The sequence below is a fragment of the Kluyvera ascorbata ATCC 33433 genome, from assembly GCF_000735365.1.
Classification (GTDB): Bacteria; Pseudomonadota; Gammaproteobacteria; order Enterobacterales; family Enterobacteriaceae; genus Kluyvera; species Kluyvera ascorbata.
The window spans coordinates 1-2774 of the sequence record NZ_JMPL01000212.1 but is presented as its reverse complement, the minus strand read 5'-3'; the positions used below and the strand labels follow the sequence as shown (position 1 = coordinate 2774).

General features: G+C 60.5%; 3 protein-coding genes and 1 pseudogene. All 4 read right to left on the bottom strand.

What is annotated here, in order from left to right; all coding sequences use genetic code 11:
- Positions 1-653, bottom strand: a 653-nt coding sequence (locus tag GKAS_RS23140) for a thiolase family protein (RefSeq protein WP_035897860.1), incomplete at its 3' end; no start/stop codon positions are given.
- Positions 653-1075, bottom strand: a complete 423-nt coding sequence (gene paaI / locus GKAS_RS23135) for a hydroxyphenylacetyl-CoA thioesterase PaaI (protein ID WP_035897858.1) — start codon at positions 1073-1075, stop codon at positions 653-655. The genes GKAS_RS23140 and paaI, both read right to left, overlap by 1 nt.
- Entirely contained in the window at positions 1068-2486 is a 1419-nt protein-coding gene (locus GKAS_RS23130) for a 3-hydroxyacyl-CoA dehydrogenase (protein WP_035897857.1), read from the bottom strand. The genes paaI and GKAS_RS23130 overlap by 8 nt, the downstream gene beginning before the upstream one ends.
- 3 nt (positions 2487-2489) lie before the next feature.
- A pseudogene (locus GKAS_RS23125) lies at positions 2490-2774 on the bottom strand (enoyl-CoA hydratase-related protein); the annotation flags it as partial.

Genomic DNA, 2774 nt, shown 5'->3' with positions numbered 1-2774 from the left:
CTGACCGCACCTTTCTTACCGATAATCTGCACCGGCACAATTTCCTGCGCCAGAATGCCGTCGCGCTGCGCTTTGGCGGTACGCTGCTGGCTGCGGTAAGCGAAGGCGTCCTGATCGGCACGGTTGATATTTAACAATTCTGCTACATTCTCTGCCGTTTCCGGCATGCTGTCAGTACCAAATTGTTGCTGCATGAGCGGGTTCACAAAACGCCAGCCGATGGTGGTATCAAACATTTCAGCCTGACGCTGGTAAGGCGTGGTCGCCTTGCCCATCACGAACGGCGCGCGGGACATCGACTCCACGCCACCGGCAATCATCAGGTCCGCATCGCCCGCTTTTATGGCCCGCGCGGCAAAGCCAATCGCGTCGAGACCGGAGCCGCACAGGCGGTTAATGGTGGTACCAGACACGCCGTACGGATAACCCGCCAGCAGCGTCGCCATATGCGCGACGTTACGGTTATCTTCCCCGGCCTGGTTAGCGCAGCCGAAAATCACATCGTCGATACAGGTTGGGTCTAACGTCGGGTTACGGCTCAGCAGCTCGCGCAGCGGAATCGCCGCCAGATCGTCGGCGCGAACCCCGGCTAGCCCGCCCGCGTAGCGGCCAATCGGGGTACGAATACCGTCACAAATAAACGCATCACGCATTAGACTTCTCCTGTAATAGTGCCGCCGATGCGGTGCGATTTGCCGCGAAACAGCGCCACGGTTTTTTGCTGTTGATTCACAATTTCAATGTCATACACGCCGGTCAGTTTGCCCTGCTGTTTCACCCGCGCGGTGGCGGTGAGCAGGTCGCCGGTGAAGGCCGGACGCAGAAAATCGATGCTCGCCGCCGACGCCACCGCCGCCAGCCCCTGGCTGTTGCAGGCGTAGGCAAACGCGGTATCCGCCAGTGAAAACAGCTGACCGCCGTGGCAGGTCTGATGGCCGTTGAGCATTTTTGGCGTGACTACCATCGTCATCTGCGCAAAACCCTGGTCCATTTCGATAAGCTCAATCCCCAGCTCACGAGCGCAGGTGTCCTTCTCGTACATGGCGCGGGCGTTGCGCCAGGCTTCATTACTCATGACGCATCTCCATCAGCGCTTTCTGGCGCAGCAGCGCACTTGGGCGATAGCGTTCTTCGCCGTAGTGCTGTTGTAGATTTTCCAGCAGACGCAGCACGCGTCCCCAGCCGAGCGATTCTCCCCAGGCCAGTGGCCCACGCGGGTAGTTCACCCCTAAGCGCATCGCGGTATCGATATCGTCCGCGTTAGCGACGCCTTTTTGCACCGCATCCAGCGCTTCATTCGCCAGCATCGCTACCGTGCGCCACACCAGAAGGCCCGGGTAGTCGGCAATACGCAGCACGTTTTTGCCCTGCTGCTGGAAGTAGTACACCGCTTTGTCGGTGGCTGAATCCGGGTTGGTTGGCGCGCCTGCCAGCACGACGGTATTTCCCGCCGCATGGTCATACACCACCACCGGGCACTGGTGCTGCACGCTTAAGGCCAGTGCCGTTTCACCGGTGGTTTCCAGCAGCAGTACATCGTCCAGTACGGTGACAACGTCACTTTTAACGGTATTCGCCGCGCGGTCAGCAGAAACGGCTGCCAGCGCCAGTTCAGGCTGATTTTCTACAGGCCAGCGGTAGACGCCGTGCCCGCTCTTCTTGCCCAGACGCCCCGCCAGCGCCAGCTCCTGTTGCAGCAGCGACGGCAGAAAACGGCGGTCCTGCCAGAAGGCGTTAAACACCGAACAGGTCACGGCAAAGTTCACGTCCTGGCCGATAAGGTCGGTCAGCGCCAACGGCCCCATCGGGAAACCGCCGCCGTCGCGCAGCGCCGCGTCAATCACTTCCGCGGATGCGACCTGCTCTTCCAGCGCGCGCCAAGCTTCGGCGTAGAACGGGCGCGCCACGCGGTTGACGATAAAGCCCGGCGTGGAACGGCAGCGTACCGGCTGTTTGCCCCAGGCGCTGACGCACTGGCAAAGCTGCTCAACCACTTCCGTTGAGGTGGCAAGACCGCTCACCACTTCCACCAGTTTCATTACCGGTGCCGGGTTAAAGAAGTGCAGCCCCGCCACGCGTTCCGGATGCTTGATGCCCGCCGCAATGGCGGTAATGGAAATCGACGAGGTGTTGCTGGTCAGCAGCGCTGACGGCGAGCAAATCTCTGCCAGTTCGCTGAACAGCGCCTTTTTAATCTCAAGACGTTCGGACGCTGCTTCAATCACCAGCTGCGCATCGGCTAGCTGCGTTAATTCGGTTGCTGGCGTAATGCGCGCCAACAGCGCCTGCGCCTGCTCGGCGCTGACTTTGCCGCGGCTAACGCGGGCATTCAGACGCTGGGCAATGCCGTCAATGGCGCGAGTAATCGCCTCGGCGGAAATGTCATACAGCAGCACCGAGTGCCCGGCGCTGGCCGCTACTTCAACAATCCCGGCACCCATAGTGCCGCCGCCAATCACGGCGACGGTGTGAAGAGTCTGACTCATGGCTTATTTCCCGCTGAACTGTGGTGGACGTTTGGCGAGGAAGGCGCTGACGCCTTCGCGATAGTCGTCACTGCGACCGGCCATACGCTGGTAGTCGCGCTCAAGCTCAAGCTGCTCATCAAGCGTATTGGTTTCGGAAAGCTGTAAGGCTTTCTTAATTAGCCCCAGGCCGTAGGTCGGCTGAGTGGCAAAATGGCGAGCCATGGTCAGCGCGGTGTCTTTCAACTCGGCGTCGTCCACCACCTGCCAGATCATCCCCCATGCGCGGCCTGTTCGGCGCTGACGGTT

What these genes read in the sequence shown, in the direction of transcription:
- GKAS_RS23130 (WP_035897857.1), bottom strand. Translation starts at nt 2,486, where the DNA reads ATGAGTCAGACTCTTCACACCGTCGCCGTGATTGGCGGCGGCACTATG.
- paaI (WP_035897858.1), bottom strand. Translation starts at nt 1,075, where the DNA reads ATGAGTAATGAAGCCTGGCGCAACGCCCGCGCCATGTACGAGAAGGAC.